Below are 18,596 nucleotides of genomic sequence, written 5' to 3' on the forward strand. Positions count from 1 at the left end.
ACATGATGAGGGAATTTTACATCCATCTTTATTTTAGCGTATGCGTTCTTCCGTGTCTTTATCAAAGAAATGCACTTTGTTCATATCAAAGGCAAGCTCTAGAGTGTCACCGCCTTTAACATCAGAGCGAGAATCAACGCGTGCTACAAAATCTTGTGAGCCTAATTTAGAATATAAAATGGACTCTGCTCCCATTAATTCAGCAACTTCAATATATGCGTTAATTTTTGACTCCGGTGAAGATTCGATGATTAGTAGCTCATCGTGAATATCTTCTGGTCGAACTCCTAAAATAATTTCTTTATTAATATAATTTTGTTCACGAAGAAGCTTCATTTTGCCTTCCGGAACTTTTAGTTTCAGATCATCAACTTCGAAATAGCCCTCTGTTAGTTTGCCTGAGAAGAAGTTCATGGATGGCGATCCAATAAAACCACCAACGAATACATTTTCAGGGTGATCATAAACTTCTTTTGGTGCACCAACTTGTTGAATAACGCCATCCTTCATCACGACAAGGCGAGTTGCCATTGTCATTGCTTCGGTCTGGTCATGGGTTACGTAAATCGTAGTTGTTTGCAGACGTTGATGTAACTTTTGAATTTCTGCACGCATTTGTACACGTAATTTTGCATCCAAGTTTGATAAAGGTTCATCCATTAAGAAAACTTTCGCATCCCTTACAATTGCTCGTCCAAGTGCTACACGCTGACGTTGCCCACCCGAAAGGGCTTTTGGCTTACGGTCTAAATATGCTTCTAGACCTAAAATCTTCGCAGCGTTTTGCACGCGCTGATCGATTTCATCTTTTTTAAATTTGCGCAGTTTTAATCCGAATGCCATATTATCATAGACATTCATATGTGGATATAATGCATAGTTTTGGAAAACCATCGCAATATCGCGGTCTTTTGGTGCAACATCATTCATTTTCTTGTCATCAATATAAAGCTCGCCACCTGTGATTTCCTCTAAACCAGCAACCATTCGTAATGTTGTTGATTTCCCGCAGCCTGATGGGCCAACGAAAACAATAAACTCCTTGTCCTTAATATGTAGATGAAAGTCTGATACAGCAACCACATTTTTATCGTACGTTTTTTGAATATGCTCCAAGCGTAATTCAGCCATTAGTATCCCTCCATAAATGTAAACGTTTTATATATATATATATATTGTATAGAAAGAAAGCGTTTTACATAATGGGAAACGTGCACAAATTTAGACATGCTCTTTGTGCATGGTTGCTAGCAGCGCTACATATACCGTTAATGCTTGATTAAACTGGCGAACATCAATCCCGGTTTTTTCGAAGAATTTATCAATGCGATATTGTAAACTATTACGATGCATATAGAGTTTTTTGGCTGTGAGCGAAATATTGAGATTGCATTGGATAAACGTCCGAATAGTTTGAAGCATTTCTTCATCATTTTGGAATTCCTTTAGTATTAGACTGCTAATCTGGTTTCGTTGCTCTAAAGATATTTGATCAACAAGTTGGAAGGGAATAGCATCGACATATGTACTAACAGGATTATCTGAATAGCTAGCTGATATTCTTGCTAATTGCATGAAAGCTGAATACTGATTAGCGAGATCTTTGAAGCTACATAAATAGGCACCAATAAAGAATTTCGCTTTCACGTAAAGATCACTCATTAATGTATCAACAACTTGGTCATAGGTAAGCGAATCTTCTAGCTGTATTCCCTGTTGCTCAATAAGAATTCCTTCGTGCTCATTTTCCCATAAAATAGGTACAGGATTAGAAAAAAATTCATACATGGCAGTTTTGAAAATGTTTGGTTCCATTTGGTTTTTCGGAAATGAAAAATAAATAAAGCGAAATTTTTCATTTGATAGCTCCGGAAGAGAGTTAGAATGAATTCGGTTTTTCCATAATTTCTCTAAATCAGTTGGTTTTGGAATCGTAAGCTGATAGGCTGTCAAAAATGTAGTAAGCATGGCAGTATCCTTTGTGCTCAATTCACTTTTAGCTATACCGATAATATCATTTGCATCTGTCACGAACCATTGATAGTTATCGGGTATTTCAGCTATATTTTCATCATAAATTAAAAAAGAAGGGAAAAATTTTTTAAGCATTTTGTGCATCGTAAAATCTCCTTTTTCCTTATTCTATTTATCAATTATAGCAGTCAAATACAAACGTAAAAATAACTTTTCAAAAAATAGGGTTTTTTCGTTGAGGGTATACATAGGGGAAAAGCTCTGTTATAGTAACGTTAGTAATGATACTAAAGGAGGAAAATCATGCCTAATATTTATGATAGCGCATATGAATTGGAAAAAGCTATTCGTGAAAGCGAAGAATTTAAAAGTTTGAAATCAGCTTATGAGGCAGTAATGAATGACCCGAGTGCAAAGCAGATGTTTGACGATTTCCGTGATACTCAAATGAATTTGCAAGAAAAGCAAATGCAGGGTCTTGAAATTACAGAAGAAGAAGTTGAAAAGGCGCGTGCAGTTGTTGAGGCTGTACAAGAACATCAGGATATCGCTAAATTGATGGAAGAGGAGCAACGTTTAAATCTTGCCATTAATGATATTAGCCGTATTATTACAAAGCCTTTGGAAGAACTTTACGGTAGTACAGAAGAAACAAACTAAGTAAATACATATGAAGTCCACAGATAAGCTCTGTGGACTTTTTTTATAGAAATCAATCACTCATCCGATGAACTATCTATGGAATAGAACAAGCTTTGCTTCTGGACTTACACAGCGATGGGTATGTTCACTGTATCCTTCTTTGTCCAATCGCGCCTTTCCAATTTCCTTAGCCTCTGCATCATTTGCAGCAGTAAATGATTCATCCAGCAGTTTTTCACCACTTTGGTCAAATACGGTTAAAGCATAATCTCTCATGATTAATCCCCTCCTTTAAATTATGTAAATCTGAAATCCGATCCACATCAAGATAAGGTAAGTTTATTGTACGATATTCAAATTGTATATTCATTATAATCTAAATTTTACTACAAGGGAACGGAAAAGAATGTAAAGTATGGTTGACAGTGCATGGAGTGTAAAGTACACTATACGTAAAGTTTACTTTACTAAAAATGCAGGAGATAGCATGAAAACACTTATAAAGGAAAAGCGCAAAGAGCTGGATATTACACAAGAAGAACTATCACAGAAATTAAAGGTTTCTAGACAGACGATTATATCCTTGGAGAAAGGCAAGTATAAGCCATCATTAATATTAGCCCATAAGCTAGCTCAAACGTTTGGCTGCACAATTGAGGAATTATTTATTTTTGAAGGGGATGAGAACATTGAGTGAGGACTTTTTAGCAAATCCTTCAGGTATATGGGGATTAATTGCTGCAGTAATCATGTTAATTATTATATTTTTTGTTAACCGGCGGATTGGTCGAAAGAAGCATTTATTTGATGAGCGTTATCAGCAGACTAATAACCGCTCAAAGGCAAGAGCCTGGGATGCAATGATTGTTATATACTTGATAGCCTGGTTTATTGTCATTCTATTTGATGGAATAGGCTTCAGCTTTTTCCTGCTAACCGCACTCTATGTATTACACAATGTAACTGCAATTATTACAAATTTCTATTTTAAAAAGTGAATCAAATCTAAATAAGAATCGTATGAATACGAGAGAAGGGAGAGGTTTTTTTGACATTGGTATTAAAAGAAGTCACGAAACGGTTTCAAGAACACACTGCAGTAGATCGGCTTTCGCTTGAAATTCCAGAGAAGGAAATGTTTGGTTTCTTAGGAGGAAATGGTGCTGGTAAGACAACAACCTTCCGGATGATACTTGGGTTGTTGGATAGCACGGAGGGAGAAATATCTTGGAATGGTGAATCCATCGATTACGATAAGAGTCATTTGATCGGCTATCTACCTGAGGAAAGAGGGCTTTACCCCAAATTAACGGTAAAAGAACAATTAGTTTACTTAGGTAAGCTAAGAGGGATGAAAAAGCACGCTATTCTTACAGAATTAGAATATTGGCTGGAGCGATTTAAAGTCCCTGAATACATGACAAAAAAAGTTGAAGAGCTATCTAAAGGGAATCAACAAAAGATTCAATTCATCTCAGCTGTTATTCATAAGCCAGAATTACTTATTTTAGATGAGCCATTTTCAGGGCTGGATCCTGTTAATGTTGAAATGATGAAAGAAGCTGTAATAGATCTGAAGGACCAGGGAACGTCGATCGTTTTTTCATCCCACCAAATGCATCATGTTGAGCAGCTGTGTGAGAATCTATGCATCTTACAAAAAGGGTCACCAGTTGTTCATGGAGCATTAAAAGACATTAAACGCTCATTTGGGAAAAAGAACTTGATTATTCATGGAGATATTGACTTCAGCTTTTTAAAGGATTTCCAAGGTGTAACAAGTTATCAAAAAGGAGCTCAAGGGTGTAAGCTACAAATTGATAATGAGCAAGTATTCCAAGACATTCTTTCAGCAATCCAAGGAAAAGGATTCATTCGTAAATTCGATCTCGAAGAACCATCGCTAAATGATATTTTCATTGCGAAAGTAGGTGCGTCGTATGAATAAATTCTCGACGATTTTATCCCATACATACATCACGAAGGTGAAAACAAAGTCATTTATTTTCAGTACGCTCATTACATTACTAATTATCGCAGGACTTGCTAATTTCCAATCCATTATTGACATGTTCGCTGGAGAGGATTCGGGTGAAATTGCGGTTGTCGATGAATCAGGCGTCTATACAGAAGCATTGCAACAAAGCCTTGCTGCAGCAGACGAAAACATTGAATTGGTTCCATTTGATGGTACAGTTGATGAGGCGAAAGCAGCTATACAAGATGGTGAATATGGTGCACTTGTGGTACTGACGGAGAGTGAAGCGCAAATTTTTGATGCAACGTATTTTGCGAATACTATTACAGAGTCCGGAAATCAAATGATTATTGAACAACATTTACAACAATTAAAGATTGCTATTGCAACACAAGCCTCTGGTATTGATGAGGCGATGATTGCAGAAATCTATGCACCAATTGCATTTGAAGCAGTTGCGCTTGATGAATCAGCAAAAACAGAGGAAGAACTCAATCAAGCTCGTGGTATTGTCTATGTTATGCTATTTGTCCTTTATATGACTGTTATGATGTACGGTCAGATGATTGCAACGGATGTCGCTACAGAAAAATCATCAAGGGTAATGGAAATACTTATATCGAGTGCGCCCCCGATTACACATATGTTTGCAAAAATAATTGGTATTGCATTAGTTGGACTGACACAGATTGGATTATTTATTATAGTTGGTTATACACTAATTCGTTCGAAACAGGAAGAGTTAGTCGGGGGAGTCTTCGAGTTATTTGGTGTTCAGGATACATCGCCAATGATTTTTGTTTACGCAATTGTGTTCTTTATTCTTGGTTATTTACTATATGCAACATTGGCAGCAATGCTTGGTTCACTTGTAAGCCGAATTGAAGATGTGGGTCAATTAACGACACCGATGATGATGCTAATTGTGATTGCCTTCATGATTGCTATTTTTGGCTTAGGGGCACCTGAGTCAACGTTTGTAACAGTAACCTCCTATATCCCATTCTTTACACCGATGATTATGTTTTTACGAGTTGGAATGCTAGATATTCCAATTTGGGAAATTGCATTATCGCTAGGAATAATGGTTGGAACGATTGCCATTCTTGCGTATATCGGTGCCAAGGTATACAGCGGTGGAGTGCTGATGTATGGAAGATCTGGTTCGTTGAAAGATTTTAAAAAAGCGCTTGTATTAGGGAAGAAAGAGAAATAGGACTAAGCGTTATTGAGTATTTAATAAGATCATTAAATTAAGCTCGGAAATGATTTAATGGTCTTTCTTTTGTAAATTTAACCAATTTGTGAAATGGATGAAAGTAAATTATCGTTTTCATATAGTTTACAAATCCGAAACTAGTCAATATGTGAATATCGAACTCGATAGTCATGGAAGAGTGGATTATCGGGGAGTGTGAAGAGGCATTAAATCCTAAAAGGAGATATAGAATGTTTCCATTTAAAATTGAACAAACATGCAGTGGCTGTGGAAAAGAAATTATGAAGGGTGAAGAAATCTTTGCGAAAATGAGCTATCCATTTACTAGAGGATCTGCTGAGATAATGGCCTACTTATACCAAAATGCGAAAGTGTTTTGTGCGAATTGTGTTGCGGAGAAGGGAAATGAATAGGAGATGCTTATGGAGTTAACCAAACATAACATTGAGGAACGTATGGCGGATTATGGGGTACCAGGAATGAGCATAACACTTATAAATCGGGCTCAAGTTAGTCGGGCAGAAGGCTTTGGGGTTCTGGAGGTAGGGACAAAAGCTCGTGTTCAGGATGATTCCATTTTCAATGCTTGTTCCATCAGTAAATTTCTAACATCGGTTCTTGTATTAAAGTTAATCGAACAAGATCAGCTTTGTTTAGATGAGGATGTCAATCAAAAGCTTATTCATTGGAAAGTCCCTGAGAATGAGTTTACACAGCGAAAGAAAGTGACATTACGAAGTCTGTTAAGCCATCAATCTGGCGTGATGGACCCTGAAGGAAGCTTTGCAGAGCTTGCCCTAAACGATAAAGTTCCTAAAATGGTAGATTTGCTGGAAGGGAGAACGACTTATTGTACGGAGCCAGTCCAAATTACGTATGAGCCGGGAAGTGATTTTCAATATTCGGATGCAGGGTTCTGTATCATTCAGCAACTGATTGAAGATGTAACGGGAAAGTCTTTTGACACTGTTATAAACGAATTAATTTTTCAACCGTTACATATGAATAAAAGCACATTTCCTCATACCCTTCTTGAAATTGAAAGCGGAGAAATATCCTGTGGCCATGACAAAGGTGGAAAGGTCGTCGCTGGAAAGTATCCCATATACCCATATCAGGCAGCTTCGGGACTATGGACAACCCCTTCTGATTTAGCGAAGCTCGTTATTGAACTGATACAGTCGTTAAAAGGAAAAAGTACAATTGGCCTTTCTGCAAGCCTTATAAGTGAGCTTATCGCTTCACAAGGCTGTAAAGAATGGACAGGACTAGGTGTTTTTCTAGATGGCGCCAATCAGGAAATAGAAATTACTTCCCTCGGATGGGGAGTAGGATTTCAATGCATGTTGGTGGCATATCCCTATTTAGAATCAGGTGCCATTATCATGACGAATGCCGACTTAGGAGTACATCAATCAAAGGGAATGATAGGAGAAATTTATAAATCGCTTCTGCTTTGAATATAGTAACGTACAGAACTGCACCCAAATGATGACGATTCACTCACATTTAGGTGCAGTTCTTTCGAAATGCATTTTAATTATTTTATTGAAATACTAATGTTCACGCTTAATTGGCTGATATTCGAAACAAAAAAGCTGATGTTCACAATAAAAGGCAGACACACCTATTCAATCTCAAGCAAGTATCAAATTACGTTTCGATCCCAATGTCGGTGCGCTCCAATAGCTTCAATGAACTGTTTGATGAATTTTTGACCACTGCCGTCAACAACGCCTGGGCTCCCGATCAGATTACTTTCTTCAAGCCATTTTACACCATCATGAGATGCACCAATCGGTTTGTAATGTTTGAAAGCTTCATTAACGAAATGCTCGGCATTTTTATAAAATGCTTCATCAACTTCACTACCGCCGATGATATAGATGGCATCATATAACACTGCACCAGTTGTTGTAAAGGTTTCATCAACTTTGAGCTCCACATTATTCGTACCTGTTACAACTCCTTGCTTATCGCTAATCGTTTCATACATAATTTTGGATACATTCAAGCCTTGTAAGACTTCTTTTACTTCTTCCCCCTGAAAACCATTCTGTAAAATCACACCAACTTTACGTGTTTCATGTGACATAAATGTATTTTCTTGACTTAGTACTGGAGAAGATTTTGTAACGTTTGACTCTTCTGTAGTTGGTGGGTTTACTCCAATATTTTTTGCAACCTCGGTAGCTAGCGCTGAGTCGACATTTCCATACATATCCACTACATGTTGGCGAATTGCCATATTTTTCACATGCCCTAATTCATAGCTAAAAGCACTAATAATATGATTTTTTTCGGTTGGGCTCATGCTATTCCAAAATAATTTTACCTGTGAGAAATGGTCATTGAAACTATCGCTTCTAGACCTCACAATTTTTCCTTCTACTTTCTCTTGATAATGAACAAATCCGCCCTCTGACTCACTTGCAGGAGATGGCGTATTCGCAGCAAGTGAATTGTTATGATAAGCGACAGGACCTTTATTAATCGTTTGTCTGTGGTATCCGTCCCTTTGATTATTATGGAATGGACAAACAGGTTTATTAATTGGTATCTCATGAAAATTAGGCCCGCCTAAACGGATTAATTGTGTATCGGTATAGGAAAATAAGCGTCCCTGTAATAACGGGTCGTTCGTGAAGTCGATTCCTGGTACGACATGCCCCGGGTGGAAAGCGACTTGTTCTGTTTCGGCAAAGAAGTTATCGACATTTCGGTTTAATGTTAGCTTTCCGATAATTTTTACAGGAACATCTTCCTCCGGCCATAATTTCGTAGGATCGAGAATATCAAAGTCAAAGGAAAACTCATCTTTTTCCTCAATGATTTGAACACCGAATTCATATTCAGGGAAATTGCCCATTTCAATGGCATCAAATAAATCTTGACGATTAAAATCAGGATTCTTTCCAGCGATCTTTTGCGCTTCATCCCATACAAGTGAATGCACACCAAGCTTTGGTATCCAGTGAAATTTGACAAAATGCGCCTTTCCTTGATCATTTACAAAGCGGAATGTATGAATACCGAATCCTTGCATGGTCCGGTAGCTTTTAGGAATTGCCCGGTCTGACATTAACCACATTACTTGATGTGCGGATTCCTGATTATTCGCAACAAAATCCCAAAACGTATCATGTGCACCAGTAGCTTGGGGGATTTCATTATGTGGTTCAGGTTTAATCGCATGAACAATATCTGGAAATTTAATACCATCTTGAATGAAAAATACCGGCATATTGTTTGCAACTAAATCATAGTTACCTTCTTCGGTATAGAATTTTGTTGCAAAACCCCGTACATCACGCACAATATCCGAGGAACCACGAAAACCAACAACGGTAGAAAAACGAACGAACACAGGTGTTTTTACATTCGGATCTTGTAAAAACTTTGCCTTCGTATATGGCTTCATTGATTCATATAATTCAAATACACCGTGCGCACCAGAACCCCTAGCATGAACAACACGCTCTGGAATCCGCTCATGGTCGAAATGGGTCATCTTTTCCCGGAAATGGAAATCTTCCATAAGTGTTGGTCCGCGTTCTCCAGCGGTTAGTGAAAGCTCATCCTCTGATACTTTTAAACCTTGATTTGTAGTCATTTTCTGATTTGCATCGTCCACTCGGAATTGCTCTAATTGTTCTTGCTTACTATTTTCATTAATCTTAGGTGTCTCACTCATAGACAAATTCCTTTCTGTACATAGTTACTATGTAACATTCCCAAAAGAGTGCTTTCTATCATATTCTTTTTAATCAAATAAAAGGTAAAGAAATCTTTACGTCATAGCTTCTATATGTTATAAAATAAGTAAAGATATCTTTACCTATTGGAAGGTGACATGATGCCGGTTAAAAATAACATACGGAAAATTAGATTAGAAAGGGGGATAAAGCAAATTCAAATGGCTGAGGATTTACAGGTAACCAGACAAACATTCACAGCAATCGAAAAAAATAAATATAACCCGAGTCTTGAGCTAGCACTTAAGATTGTTAAGTACTTTGATGTTCCAATAGAAGAAGTATTTACATTAGTAGAGGAGGGAGAAGAATGAAAAAAAGAAAAATGCATAAATGGATTTTTACATTTGGGGCAGTTGGTGGTGTGATTGGGATGACGATTGGCCAGTTGCTTAAAGGAAATTTGGACTTCGCTAGCATACTTGGGTCATTTACTGCATTATTATTGATGGTTGGGGTTGATGTTGCTCGAATGCGCTTGAAAAAAGATAAGACCCCAGATTTTGATGAACGAACAGTCCATAACATGCAAAAATTTTATGCGTATGCAGCAAATATTTTTATTGGTACTCTGCTTATAGGCTTAGCTGTTGTGAGCTTGATGGGTATAGAAAAAAATCACGATATACTATTTAATAATTGCTGTTATGATTTATCTATTTTTCAGCGGCATTGGTGCACTCGTTGTAAGTCGTAAATGAAATAAGGAGGAAGAAATCGATGATAAAAATCCAAAAGGCAATTGCGAGCCATGTGGCTGGTATCGCTAAGGTTTGCACAGAGGGCTATTGGGCTACCTATGGAGAAACGCATTCTAAGGAATACATTAAGAGAGTTGTTCAAGAATTTTATAATCATGACCGAATTTTAGATGAAGTAACAGAGGAAAGTAGATCATGGGGTGGCTATTTCGTAGCAATTGAAAACGATGAAGTGATTGGTGCAGGTGGCGGTGGAATGATTGGAGACACATCAGGAGAAATATTTGTCTTATACATAGACCCGAGTCGAAGGAATGAAGGAATAGGTTCGATGCTATTGGATGTGATTACAACGCAGCAAAAGCAGTATAATGCTGCAGAGCAATGGGTCTCGGTTCAAAAAGGGAATGACAAAGGAATTCCTTTTTACGAAGCGAGAGGATTTCAACTGGAACATGAACAGGCTGGCTATGGCAATGGGGGAAATGATGCATACATCTCATTAAGATATTGCCGCCCGCTTTAGAATGAAGTTGAGGAATGATTAGAGGAGCAATACTACAGGAAATTCCTTATAGCAAAATATGATTAAAAACGTTCCTGTGACAAATAATTTTCAGCTGATAAAAAGTTTATGATTGATAAACAGTATCTGCTACGTTCTTCCAAAATGGCTTTAGGAAAGTTTTTAAAAAAGGTACATTCGCCCAATAGTTAAATTAGGCAGATGCATAGGATGGTGGAGAGAGCTATAAAGAAATGAGGGAAAATTTATGAATGAAGAACAAAATGGGTCCCTTGTAGAATCTGACTCTGATATGTACCCGTATTCGGCATATGTACATTACCCTTTCTATAGAAGTGAGCACGATTTCGATGGTCACCTACGATTTCCTTTTTTGCCGTTTCTAGGTGGAGTAGCAGGTGGTCTGCTTGCTGGTGCGCTATTCTATCCACCAGGTCCGGCATATTACCCTGTATATCAACCTTATCCAGTGTATCCACCGTATCCTATGCAACCTCCATACCCACAATACGGCCCTTATTATTCGGGGTATAAGTGGTGACAAAGAAAAGATAAGCAATTCAAACGTCCGTATTCCTTCAACTAATATGGGCGTTTTTTCTTCTATTATATAGAACGTGCATTCTGTTTCGTGGTTTGGTAAAATGAAATTAATCATATAACTATTTCTGAGCGAAATCAATACGCATAAAAAAGGAGGATCCGAGATGGCAGAAGAAATATCATTTATCCATGCAGCAGATTTGCATTTGGATAGCCCTTTTAAAGGATTGAGTAATATACCGGAATCCATTTTCCATCAAGTTCGTGAGAGTACATTTGCCGCATTGGATCGATTAATTGAGGTAGCAATTCATAAACAAGTGGACTTTATTCTGATTGCTGGGGATTTATTTGATAGTGAAAAGCAAAGCTTGAAAGCTCAAATTCGATTACGACGTGCTTTTGAGAAATTACAGTCACATTCGATTTACGTATATCTATCCTATGGAAATCATGATTACATAAAAGGGAATCGTTATCCAGTAACCTATCCAGAAAATGTGTTTATTTTCCCGGATGAGAAAGTGAGCAATTTTACGTTTACAAAAAATGGAGTCGATCTAGCGCAAATTTACGGGTTTAGTTATGAAAATCGTGCTGTTTTTGATAGAAAAGCAAAATCATATAAAATGAACAACAAAGAAATTGCCTATCATATTGCGATGCTGCATGGAAGTATTGTAAGTAATACGGATCATGATGTATATGCTCCATTCCAGATCTCTGATTTAGTAGAAGAAGATTTTAATTACTGGGCACTCGGTCATATTCATAAACGAGAAATATTAAAGCATTCTCCTCCGATTGTGTATCCAGGGAATATTCAAGGGCGGAACAGAAAAGAAACAGGCGAAAAGGGCTGTTACCATGTTACATTAAAGGATCAACAGGCTGAGCTTACTTTTATTCCCTTACAGGTTATTGAGTTTCAATCAAAAAGTGTTGATGTTGCTCATTGTAAGCAAATCCATGATTTAGAAAAGGCAATTTTACAGGAGATTTCAGATCTGACGGGTACGCAGTTAATTGATTTAACACTAACGAGCGACTATCCAAGTTTAAAGCTGTGGGAAAACGAGAAGCAAATAGAGGATATAATGGACCTTGTTAATGAAACAACTATTACTGAAACGAACTGGAAATATATATTTCGTGTCTCAACAGAAGTAAAGCAAGCTATCTTTGATGAAGATATGGTGAATGACAATCATTTTATGGGCGAGCTATCTCGTCAAATTGAAGATACATCGATACTCCCATATATTGGAGAATTATATCAGCATAAACAGGCTAGAAGATATTTAGAGCCATTGTCAGTTGAAGAAGAAAAAGAAATAAAAAAAGAAGCAAAACAGCTCCTGTTCGGAGAGCTGCTGAAGGGGTGAATGATTTGAAAATCCTCCATGCAACGATTCATGGCTTTGGTAAATGGGTTGACCATACAATTGAATTTTCAGAAGCAACGTGTATTTATGGAGAAAATGAATCTGGTAAGTCAACGATTCAAAAATTTATCCTCTTTATGTTATTCGGTCTCGCGCCCAAGCAACGCGCCTTTTATCGTCCGAAAACGAGCGGAAAGATGGGGGGGACCATGACACTGCTTCATCCAGAAGTTGGTGAATTTCGAATTGAACGTTTGGATGAAGTAAATAATGGTGCTGCGGTATGTTTTACGGAGAATGGTGAAACACATGATGAAGCTTGGTTGAAGGAACGACTGAATGGCATGACAGTCAAAACATATGAATCTATTTTCTCTTTCTCTGCATTAGATTTATCGGATATTCGAAGCATGAAAGATGAAGACTTAGGTGAAGTACTCCTTGGAATTGGAATGACGGGTTCAAACAACATTTATTCTATTGAGAAAAAGTTAGATGCAAAAATTGGGGATTTATTTAAACCAAGTGGTAAAAAGCCAGTGATGAATCAGAAAATAGAATCGTTAAAACGTGTCTCCGATGCTTTGCAAAGCTTTCGTGAGGTAGAGGTTTCCTATCGCGAAAAAAAGGACACAGCTGCACAATTAGAGCAAAAGCTCGCAAAACTACAACGGGATTTAAAAGAGGAAAATAAATTTGCATTTACGATTGAAAAGGAGCTTCATGCACTACCGATAATCCAAGAATATCACAAGTTCAAAAAGGAGCTTGAAAATTATCCGAAGGTGATTCAGTTTCCAGAAAATGGCGTCGAGCGTTTGGAGAAATGGAAGGAATTGCTGTTACCACTCCAAAGTGAATGGAATGTCGTTACAGATCATGAAAAAAAGTATAATCAAATAATAGCGACTTTAAAACTCGATTTATACGCTGAGACAATCCAAATGGAAGCAGACGGTATTCTTTCCGAGAAGCAACAGATTCTATCGCGGCTAAACGAATTAAAAAAATTAAAACTTGCAATCAGCCGTCATGAACTGCAGATAAATGAAGAAGTTGATCGGTTGCAATTAGGGATGCAGGTTGATGAGCTCGCTAGTCTAGAGCTTCCTTTTTACTTGGAAAAGGCATGGACAAAATTAAAAAACGAAACGGAACAGCTCAAGCTTGAAGCTGAACAGTTAGAAAACGAGGAAAAGCAGCTAAAGCAAGAGAAAAATTATATAGACAATCAAATCAAACAGCTTGAAGATCTGCTTTTATCAGATAGTCATGTACATGAGTTGCGCGACCGATTACATGCTTTTAAATCAAACCAACTTTTAAGAAAGCTAAATGAGGATGCACAAAATAGAGAAAAGGAACGTAGTAAAGAAAAACAGCGAACTTCGAACACGTTGATTGGAAGTATTATTACTGCTGTTCTTGCAGGTGTAGGTGCATTAATTACCGATTATAGCTGGCTCTATACCGTGATGTTAATTGTGCTTGTTTTGGGAATTGGACAATGGCTTATGACAAAGCGCAACCATAAGCAGTTTGATAGCGTACTCCGAGCATATCGCCAGCAATCGAGCGAACATGTCACGGAAGAAGAGCGAAGAGAAGCTGAGGATCTGCTGGATATGCAAGATAAATATAAACATGAACTAGCAGCATTTCAAGAGCAAGAGAAGCTTGGACATATTCAGTATATCAAATGGAATGAAAAGCAAAATCTATTCGCTGAACGAGATCGCAGATTACAGCAACAAATTCATAACCAATTTGAAAGCTATCCTTTTTTAAAGCGATTGGAGATTGTGTATTGGCCAGAACTGTATCACCATTTAAGACAGGTGCTGAAATTAATAAAAGATTGGCAAAGTCATCTGGATGAGACAGCTGTAATTGAGCGGCAACTTGCAAACTATCATCGTAGGCTAGATCTTTTTGTAGAACATGCGGGTATTAGCGATGAAGAAGAAACACTCGAAGGAAAGCTAGAAGCTATTGAAGAGATCGTTAAGATGCAGCAAGAGAAGCAAAAAGAGCTGACGTATTACGAACAATTAATAGCCGAATTAAAAGAAAAACAGTATGAAATTGGACAATCGATGCAAACGTATGAAATAGAAATGCAACGTTTGTTTGAAATCGCTGCAGTTGATACAGAGGAATTATTTTATGAGCAAGCTAGACAATACGAGGAAAAACATACACTTGAAATGGAATTAGAGAAAACTACTGCTCAGCTTAGGAATTTATTATCAGTGGAAAGCTACCAACAATATACGGAAACAATCGTAACAGAAACAGCGTTAGAAATGAAAAGACAACAGTCAGAAAGCATGCAGAAATCGTTGGAAGAACAGTTAGAAACGGTCAGAGGAAATCTTGCAGATGCGAAAGCAGAGCTTGTTGCAATGGAATCATCCGAGTCCTATTCTACTAGCCTCCATCAATATGAAATGGAAACAGAACACTTCAATCAGCTGGCGAAAGAATGGGCAGTTTTAAAAACTGCTAAGGAAATGCTCACGGAGACAAAGCGGAATTACCGTGCGAATTATTTATCAAAGGTCATGGAAGTAACGACATTATATTTTAAAGAAATAACGGCTGAAACGTACATTCAAGTCTATGCTCCAACTGAAAGTAATCCGTTTCAAGTAGAATCAAGTGACAATATACGATACACTGTAAATGAATTGTCACAGGGAACAATTGATCAGCTTTACGTATCATTGCGGCTAGCGATTAGTAAAATTATGAGTGAAAAGCATGGTTTACCATTTATAATTGACGATGCTTTTGTGCATTTTGATGCCAATCGAATAAAGAAAATAATCGCTATTCTTCAGCAAGTTGCGAAGAAACAACAAGTGGTACTATTTACGTGTAAACAGGAAATCGTTTCTGCTGTAACGGAAATGAAGCAAATTGATATAACGAAAAAGCTATAAAACAGATACTTTTTAAGAAATTGGAAGGGGTGGCGAATATATGAAAAGAGGAATAGGTTATAGTGCAGTAGGGGAGACGTTCGATGATTTTCTATTAATCAAGGAAGCTACCAAAGGTACGACGAGCAATGGGAAGCCTTTCCTAACCTTAATATTGCGTGATGCGACTGGTGAAATAGAAGCAAAGCTTTGGGATGCAACAACGGATGATGAAGCTCTTTTTATTGCAGAGCAGATTATTCGGGTGACAGGAGAGATCAACCAATTTCGAGGTAAGAACCAATTGAAAATTTTATCGGTGAGACCAGCACAGGAAACGGACGGTGTAAAGCTTTCTGATTTTGTAGAGAAAGCCCCCGTGGATCGGGAGTATTTGACGGAAAAGCTGACAGAGGCTATTTTTGAAATGAAAAATCCAGTCATTCAACGGATAGTTAGAGCATTTATAAAAAAATATCAAGAAGGATTGCTCACCTATCCAGCAGCATCTAAAAATCACCATGAATATGCATCTGGTTTAGCTCATCATATTGTAAGCATGTTACAGGTAGCCAGAGAGTTGTCTAAGCTTTATCCACAGGTTAATAAAGATCTTCTCTATGCAGGTATTATTTTGCATGATCTTGGTAAGCTGAGGGAGCTTTCAGGGGTTGTTACAACTACATATACATTAGAAGGGAAATTACTGGGGCATATCCCGATAATGGTGGAAGAAATTGGATTGATGGCTAGGGAATTGCAAATAGAAGGAGAAGAAGTGCTCATTCTGCAACATCTTGTTTTAAGTCATCATGGAAAAGCAGAATGGGGAAGCCCAACACCCCCACTAGTGCGGGAAGCGGAACTCCTTCATCTTATTGATTTAATTGATGCGAAGATGAATATGCTGAATCGCGCTTTAGACAAAGTTATCCCTGGTGAGTTTACAGATCGGTTGTTTGCGATGGATAATCGAGCATTTTATAAACCATTATTTGAAGAAAAGTAAGCAATAGTTATTTTCCTCATTTTTGTTCATATATATAGAATAGAAAGTATGGACAAGATTGGGGGATTTATAGATGACAGAAATTCCATTATGGGTTTTAGCTGTAATTGTTTTGATTTTCCTCAGCGGATATATGGCATTCCGAGCAATGCTTGCAGAAAGAAAATTAGATCACCAGTTTATTGAGCGTGAAGGGGAAATCTATATGGAGCGTATTCAGGAGGATAGATTACGCCGTGAATCAAGAAAAGAACAACAAGGTTCCAATTAAAATAGGCTGTCAGGTGGTTTATTCACCTTGACAGCCTATGGTATTTTTTCGGAGTTGTTTATCATTCCACTAGAAAATATAGATGTTCTGTGTTTTTCTTTTATCCTTGGGCTTCTTCTTCTGTTTCTGGTTGTTCAAAAAGGTCTTGGAACTCATCGATTTTAATATCAACATTGGCGTCCTTGATAAGTGCGTCCATTTTCTCTTGGACTTTTGTAACATCCATTCGTTTTGTTAAGAGTTCACGGCGAAGATCTTCTTTTACGTCTTCAAATTCACCGATACTTTCTTCCTTATCGCGAACATCATTTACTTTAATAATATGGAATCCAAATTGTGATTGTACAGGATCGCTAATTTCGTCTGCTTCCATGCTATATGCAGCATCTTCAAATTCAGGCACCATTTCACCAGTTGAGAAGTATCCAAGATTCCCGCCATCCTCTGCCGATCCATCAGTCGAATATTCTTCTGCTAATTCTGCAAAATCTTCACCATCATCCAGCTTTTGTTTGACTTCATTTGCAGTTTCTTCATCAGCTACAAGAATATGTTGCGCATCAATCTCTGTGTTTTGGCGATTATATTCTTCTTCAAGATCTTCTTCGGTAATCTCAATATCTTCAGCGATTGCTGCTTCTTGTAGCAAGCTTATGCGAATAATTTCACGTAATTCTTCCTCATTACCGAAGTTTTGCTCGATAATCGAATCGTATTGATCACCATATGCTTCTTTCATGGAATCAATCTCAGAATCAACGTCCTCATCAGTAACTTCATAATTATTCTCAAGGACTTTAATTGTAATCATTTCTTCGAGGATAGCTTCCCCGTTACGGCTTTTTAGTTTTTCATAAAAATCTTCTTTTGTAATATCTCCTGCTTCGGATTCAACAACTACTTCCGAATCAGCTTCATTATTCGTACATGCTGCTAATGTGAGCGTACCTGCTGTAATAATAGCAGCCAAGGCTAGTTTCTTCATCGTCTCTAAACACTCCTAATCTGTATGTTGGTTCTAGTTTTCATTAGAAAACTTGGTATTCGCCAGGTCTTTGGGCGGATGACTTAGTTGCACTTATGCAGATAAGAATGGTTTATACCTTATTATCTGCCAATGATAAATATAACATACTTCCTTTTAGAAAAAATAGTATTATGTAAAATACCTATAAAATACCGTTAAACTGTCACATTCATGACACGTAAGTAGGAGCATACGAGTAATGCGACCATAATCATATTAATGACACGAAATATTTTAGCTTGCTTATGTATGTCCATTTGCATTTTTGTGCAGAAGGATTTTGTTAGGGTGTTGAAAATGAGCAAAACAATAAAAGCAAAGCACATATAAAAAATGATCATGACTTGAACTCCTCTCATTCAATGTACACTTGTAATCTTTACTCTACCAAAAGAAGAGCTGGATGAACAGAGGCAGGTGAAGAAAAATATAGAAATGAATTATCTTTTAGCAACTAGAATGATATAGTTACTAATGTATACTATTTCCCTTTGCTGCATTTAAAGTTATACGTGTTAACGGATGAATCGTCATGAATAAAGTGAAAGAAGCTTTTTTTGTGTTATATGTTTCTGTATAATAGTAGAAAGACGAAAAATAATAAATCATTGATAGTAGTTTCACATTTAGTGAATCGAACAC

The 18,596-nt window shown here is 37.4% G+C and carries 20 protein-coding genes; 15 read left to right on the plus strand and 5 right to left on the minus strand.

What is annotated here, in order from left to right; all coding sequences use genetic code 11:
- Positions 1–33: 33 nt before the first annotated feature.
- Both F1560_RS10150 and F1560_RS10155 read right to left on the minus strand, forming a co-directional pair.
- A complete protein-coding gene (locus F1560_RS10150) occupies positions 34–1,131 on the minus strand; it encodes an ABC transporter ATP-binding protein (protein WP_149474502.1) in 1,098 nt (365 codons plus the stop codon).
- Positions 1,132–1,221: 90 nt separating this feature from the next.
- Positions 1,222–2,118, minus strand: coding sequence for a PucR family transcriptional regulator (locus F1560_RS10155; RefSeq protein ID WP_149474503.1), 897 nt, complete (start codon positions 2,116–2,118; stop codon positions 1,222–1,224).
- Positions 2,119–2,277: 159 nt separating this feature from the next.
- On the opposite strand from F1560_RS10155, the gene F1560_RS10160 reads away from it, so the two are divergent.
- Complete coding sequence (locus tag F1560_RS10160) at positions 2,278–2,634, plus strand: YlbF/YmcA family competence regulator (protein ID WP_149474504.1); 357 nt, start codon at positions 2,278–2,280, stop codon at positions 2,632–2,634.
- 72 nt (positions 2,635–2,706) lie between these two features.
- Here F1560_RS10160 and F1560_RS10165 read toward each other — a convergent pair whose 3' ends face one another.
- Complete coding sequence (locus F1560_RS10165; RefSeq protein ID WP_149474505.1) at positions 2,707–2,892, minus strand: YhzD family protein; 186 nt, start codon at positions 2,890–2,892, stop codon at positions 2,707–2,709.
- 211 nt (positions 2,893–3,103) lie between these two features.
- Here F1560_RS10165 and F1560_RS10170 point away from each other — a divergent pair, with 211 nt between their 5' ends.
- The 6 genes from F1560_RS10170 to F1560_RS10195 all read left to right on the plus strand — a co-directional run bounded on the left by F1560_RS10170 (position 3,104) and on the right by F1560_RS10195 (position 7,273).
- Positions 3,104–3,313, plus strand: a complete 210-nt coding sequence (locus F1560_RS10170; protein WP_149474506.1) for a helix-turn-helix transcriptional regulator — start codon at positions 3,104–3,106, stop codon at positions 3,311–3,313.
- On the plus strand, positions 3,306–3,614 hold the full coding sequence (locus F1560_RS10175) for a DUF2178 domain-containing protein (protein WP_187773687.1): 309 nt from the start codon (positions 3,306–3,308) through the stop codon (positions 3,612–3,614). Before F1560_RS10170 ends, F1560_RS10175 begins: the two co-directional genes overlap by 8 nt.
- Before the next feature lie 50 nt (positions 3,615–3,664).
- Positions 3,665–4,564, plus strand: a complete 900-nt coding sequence (locus F1560_RS10180) for an ABC transporter ATP-binding protein (RefSeq protein WP_149474508.1) — start codon at positions 3,665–3,667, stop codon at positions 4,562–4,564.
- Positions 4,557–5,810, plus strand: coding sequence for an ABC transporter permease (locus tag F1560_RS10185; RefSeq protein ID WP_149474509.1), 1,254 nt, complete (start codon positions 4,557–4,559; stop codon positions 5,808–5,810). Before F1560_RS10180 ends, F1560_RS10185 begins: the two co-directional genes overlap by 8 nt.
- A gap of 233 nt (positions 5,811–6,043) precedes the next feature.
- A complete protein-coding gene (locus tag F1560_RS10190) occupies positions 6,044–6,226 on the plus strand; it encodes a Fe3+ hydroxamate ABC transporter substrate-binding protein (protein WP_149474510.1) in 183 nt (60 codons plus the stop codon).
- A gap of 9 nt (positions 6,227–6,235) precedes the next feature.
- Positions 6,236–7,273 (plus strand): serine hydrolase domain-containing protein, encoded by a 1,038-nt coding sequence (locus F1560_RS10195; protein ID WP_149474511.1) that lies wholly within the window; start codon positions 6,236–6,238, stop codon positions 7,271–7,273.
- 188 nt (positions 7,274–7,461) lie between these two features.
- Here the strand turns inward: F1560_RS10195 and F1560_RS10200 are convergent, their stop codons facing one another.
- On the minus strand, positions 7,462–9,507 hold the full coding sequence (locus F1560_RS10200) for a catalase (RefSeq protein WP_149474512.1): 2,046 nt from the start codon (positions 9,505–9,507) through the stop codon (positions 7,462–7,464).
- 162 nt (positions 9,508–9,669) lie between these two features.
- On the opposite strand from F1560_RS10200, the gene F1560_RS10205 reads away from it, so the two are divergent.
- From F1560_RS10205 to F1560_RS10240, 8 genes are all read left to right on the plus strand, one after another.
- A complete protein-coding gene (locus F1560_RS10205) occupies positions 9,670–9,882 on the plus strand; it encodes a helix-turn-helix transcriptional regulator (protein WP_149474513.1) in 213 nt (70 codons plus the stop codon).
- Complete coding sequence (locus tag F1560_RS10210; protein WP_149474514.1) at positions 9,879–10,265, plus strand: hypothetical protein; 387 nt, start codon at positions 9,879–9,881, stop codon at positions 10,263–10,265. The genes F1560_RS10205 and F1560_RS10210 overlap by 4 nt, the downstream gene beginning before the upstream one ends.
- Before the next feature lie 23 nt (positions 10,266–10,288).
- Complete coding sequence (locus F1560_RS10215; protein ID WP_149474515.1) at positions 10,289–10,795, plus strand: GNAT family N-acetyltransferase; 507 nt, start codon at positions 10,289–10,291, stop codon at positions 10,793–10,795.
- Positions 10,796–11,042: 247 nt separating this feature from the next.
- A complete protein-coding gene (locus tag F1560_RS10220; protein ID WP_149474516.1) occupies positions 11,043–11,336 on the plus strand; it encodes a hypothetical protein in 294 nt (97 codons plus the stop codon).
- A 166-nt stretch (positions 11,337–11,502) separates the two neighbouring features.
- Positions 11,503–12,723, plus strand: a complete 1,221-nt coding sequence (locus tag F1560_RS10225; RefSeq protein WP_149474517.1) for a metallophosphoesterase family protein — start codon at positions 11,503–11,505, stop codon at positions 12,721–12,723.
- A 5-nt stretch (positions 12,724–12,728) separates the two neighbouring features.
- Positions 12,729–15,668, plus strand: a complete 2,940-nt coding sequence (locus F1560_RS10230) for an ATP-binding protein (protein WP_187773688.1) — start codon at positions 12,729–12,731, stop codon at positions 15,666–15,668.
- A gap of 40 nt (positions 15,669–15,708) precedes the next feature.
- Positions 15,709–16,656 (plus strand): 3'-5' exoribonuclease YhaM, encoded by a 948-nt coding sequence (gene yhaM, locus F1560_RS10235; RefSeq protein WP_149474519.1) that lies wholly within the window; start codon positions 15,709–15,711, stop codon positions 16,654–16,656.
- Positions 16,657–16,729: 73 nt separating this feature from the next.
- Positions 16,730–16,927, plus strand: a complete 198-nt coding sequence (locus tag F1560_RS10240; protein WP_149474520.1) for a sporulation YhaL family protein — start codon at positions 16,730–16,732, stop codon at positions 16,925–16,927.
- 100 nt (positions 16,928–17,027) lie between these two features.
- On the opposite strand, the gene F1560_RS10245 is transcribed toward F1560_RS10240, so the two are convergent.
- A complete protein-coding gene (locus tag F1560_RS10245; RefSeq protein WP_149474521.1) occupies positions 17,028–17,912 on the minus strand; it encodes a peptidylprolyl isomerase in 885 nt (294 codons plus the stop codon).
- Positions 17,913–18,596: the final 684 nt, after the last annotated feature.

It is taken from the genome of Oceanobacillus polygoni, assembly GCF_008304605.1.
Classification (GTDB): domain Bacteria; phylum Bacillota; class Bacilli; order Bacillales; family Amphibacillaceae; genus Oceanobacillus; species Oceanobacillus polygoni.

Bases quoted from the DNA above. Each gene is read 5' to 3' on its own strand.
- F1560_RS10150 (WP_149474502.1), bottom strand. From the start codon at position 1,131: ATGGCTGAATTACGCTTGGAGCATATTCAAAAAACGTACGATAAAAAT.
- F1560_RS10215 (WP_149474515.1), top strand. From the start codon at position 10,289: ATGATAAAAATCCAAAAGGCAATTGCGAGCCATGTGGCTGGTATCGCT.
- F1560_RS10170 (WP_149474506.1), top strand. From the start codon at position 3,104: ATGAAAACACTTATAAAGGAAAAGCGCAAAGAGCTGGATATTACACAA.
- F1560_RS10210 (WP_149474514.1), top strand. From the start codon at position 9,879: ATGAAAAAAAGAAAAATGCATAAATGGATTTTTACATTTGGGGCAGTT.
- F1560_RS10225 (WP_149474517.1), top strand. From the start codon at position 11,503: ATGGCAGAAGAAATATCATTTATCCATGCAGCAGATTTGCATTTGGAT.
- F1560_RS10245 (WP_149474521.1), bottom strand. From the start codon at position 17,912: ATGAAGAAACTAGCCTTGGCTGCTATTATTACAGCAGGTACGCTCACA.
- F1560_RS10190 (WP_149474510.1), top strand. From the start codon at position 6,044: ATGTTTCCATTTAAAATTGAACAAACATGCAGTGGCTGTGGAAAAGAA.
- F1560_RS10165 (WP_149474505.1), bottom strand. From the start codon at position 2,892: ATGAGAGATTATGCTTTAACCGTATTTGACCAAAGTGGTGAAAAACTG.
- F1560_RS10195 (WP_149474511.1), top strand. From the start codon at position 6,236: ATGGAGTTAACCAAACATAACATTGAGGAACGTATGGCGGATTATGGG.
- F1560_RS10205 (WP_149474513.1), top strand. From the start codon at position 9,670: ATGCCGGTTAAAAATAACATACGGAAAATTAGATTAGAAAGGGGGATA.
- yhaM (WP_149474519.1), top strand. From the start codon at position 15,709: ATGAAAAGAGGAATAGGTTATAGTGCAGTAGGGGAGACGTTCGATGAT.
- F1560_RS10160 (WP_149474504.1), top strand. From the start codon at position 2,278: ATGCCTAATATTTATGATAGCGCATATGAATTGGAAAAAGCTATTCGT.
- F1560_RS10185 (WP_149474509.1), top strand. From the start codon at position 4,557: ATGAATAAATTCTCGACGATTTTATCCCATACATACATCACGAAGGTG.
- F1560_RS10220 (WP_149474516.1), top strand. From the start codon at position 11,043: ATGAATGAAGAACAAAATGGGTCCCTTGTAGAATCTGACTCTGATATG.
- F1560_RS10240 (WP_149474520.1), top strand. From the start codon at position 16,730: ATGACAGAAATTCCATTATGGGTTTTAGCTGTAATTGTTTTGATTTTC.
- F1560_RS10200 (WP_149474512.1), bottom strand. From the start codon at position 9,507: ATGAGTGAGACACCTAAGATTAATGAAAATAGTAAGCAAGAACAATTA.
- F1560_RS10155 (WP_149474503.1), bottom strand. From the start codon at position 2,118: ATGCACAAAATGCTTAAAAAATTTTTCCCTTCTTTTTTAATTTATGAT.